Source organism: Streptomyces lateritius (genome assembly GCF_014649715.1).
GTDB classification, from domain to species: Bacteria; Actinomycetota; Actinomycetes; order Streptomycetales; family Streptomycetaceae; genus Streptomyces; species Streptomyces lateritius.
The window spans coordinates 255,304-257,601 of record NZ_BMTO01000003.1 but is presented as its reverse complement, the minus strand read 5'-3'; the positions used below and the strand labels follow the sequence as shown (position 1 = coordinate 257,601).

Here is a 2,298-nt window from a genome sequence, read left to right as displayed (position 1 = left end):
CCGCCGGCGCCCTCCCCCCGCGTGCACCTGGACTGGCTCGCCGCCCAGGACCGCGCCGCCGCCGAGGCGGCGTGGCGGACGGCGCTGGCCGGCCTGGACGGCCCCGTCCTGGTCGCACCCGGGGCGTCCGAGTCGGTCACGGCCCGGCCGCGCAAGGTCGTCGTCGAACTCGGCCCGGACCTGACCGCCTCGGTCACGGCCCTCGCACGGGCCCGCGGCCTGACTCTGGGCACCGTGGTCCAGGGCGCCTGGGCGCTCACTCTGGGACGGTCCCTCGGCCGAAGCGACGTCGTGTTCGGCACGACCGTGTCCGGGCGGCCCGCCGACCTGCCCGGCGTCGAGTCGATGGTGGGCGTGTTCGTCAACACCGTTCCGGTACGGGCCACCCTGCCCCCGGCGGAGCCGTACGCGAAGGCCCTGGCCCGTCTCCAGGAGGAGCAGTCCGCGCTCGTCCCGCACCAGCACCTGGGGCTGGCCGACGTCCAGCGGGTGGCCGGCGGCCGGGAGCTGTTCGACACCCTGGCCGTGGTGGAGAACTACCCCTTCGACCCCGATTCGCTGGCCGAACTGGCCCCGGGGCTCCGCATGGAGGACGCGGGCGGCGACGAAAGCGTGCACTATCCGCTCGCGCTGACCGTTCTGCCGGGACCGCGCCTGCGTCTCGAACTGGGTTACCGGCCGGACGCGTTGGACGAAGAGTACGTACGGGCCGTCGCCCACCGGCTCCGCCGCGCCTTCGAGGCGTTCGCCACCGAGCCGGACAGCCCCCTGGGCCGAATCGACCTGTTCGGCGAGGACGAGGCACGGCTTCTGACCGCTCCCGGCCCCGCCCACGCCGTACCGGACACCACCCTCACCGCTCTCCTGGCGGAGCAGGTGGCCCGCACCCCGGACGCCACGGCCGTGGTGTTCGAGGGCACGGAGCTGACCTACGCCGAGCTCGACGCCCGGGCCGAGCGGATCGCCGGCCGGCTCGTCCGGCAGGGCGCGGGTCCGGGCGCCGTGGTCGCCGTCGCGCTGCCCCGCTCCACCGAACTCGTGGTGGCGCTGGCCGCCGTTCTGCGCGCCGGCGCCGCATACCTGCCCGTGGACCCCGGCTATCCGGCGGACCGCATCGCCTTCATGCTGCGGGACGCGAACCCGGTCGCCGTCCTGACGGACACCGCCACGCTGGACCTGCTTCCCCAGGCGGCGGGTGTGCTCGCCCTGGACGGTCCGGAGGCGGCGGCTCTCCCGCTCCCCGAAGGTGTCCCCGCGGCGACCGTCTCCCCGGCGGATCCGGCGTACGTCATCTACACCTCCGGCTCGACCGGCCACCCCAAGGGTGTCGTCGTGCCGCACGCGGCGATCGTCAACCGCCTGCTGTGGACGCAGGGCGAGTACGGCCTGACGGCGGCCGACCGCGTCCTCCAGAAGACCCCGTCCAGCTTCGACGTGTCGGTGTGGGAGTTCTTCTGGCCGCTGATCTCCGGCGCGACGCTGGTCGTGGCCCGCCCAGGGGGTCACCTGGACCCGCAGTACCTGGCACGGCTGATCCAGGACGAGGCCATCACCACCGCGCACTTCGTCCCGTCGATGCTGCGCGCCTTCCTCGCCGAACCCGAGGCCGCCGCCTGCACGGGTCTCACCCGGGTGCTGTGCAGCGGCGAGGCGCTCACGCCCGGCCTGATGCGCGGCTTCCACGGGCTGTTCGGCGGCTCGGTGGAGCTGCACAACCTGTACGGACCCACCGAGGCGGCCGTGGACGTCACCTCGTGGCCGTGCCCCGCGGACGACCGGGACCGCGACGGCGTGCCGATCGGCCGTCCGGTGTGGAACACCTCGGCGTACGTCCTGGACGCGGCGCTGCGTCCGGTCCCGGCCGGCGTGCCGGGCGAGCTGTATCTGGCCGGTCCTCAGCTGGCCCACGGTTACCTCGGGCGGGCGGGTCTCACTTCGGAGCGGTTCGTCGCCGATCCGTACGGGCCGCCCGGGACCCGGATGTACCGCACCGGCGACCTCGCCAGGCGTGGCGCGGACGGTGTGATCGAGTACCTCGGCCGGACCGACGACCAGGTCAAGATACGCGGCTTCCGCATCGAGCCCGGTGAGATCGAGGGCGTGCTCGCGCTGCATCCCGGCGTGCGGGAGGCCGCCGTGGTGGCCCGGCGCGATCTCGGGGCGGACGGCGACCCGGTACTCGTCGCCTACACGACGGGGGCGGCCGGTCCCGGGGAGCTTCGCCGCCGTCTGGCGGCGGCCCTTCCGGAACATCTGGTGCCGTCCGCGTTCGTGGTGCTGGACGCGCTGCCGCTGACG

1 protein-coding gene is annotated in these 2,298 nt (G+C 74.5%); it reads left to right on the top strand.

All coding sequences use genetic code 11. The annotated features are described in order from the left end of the window. Nucleotides 1–21: 21 nt before the first annotated feature. Nucleotides 22–2,298, top strand: a 2,277-nt coding sequence (locus IE136_RS07590) for a non-ribosomal peptide synthetase (RefSeq protein WP_189599890.1), incomplete at its 3' end; no start/stop codon positions are given.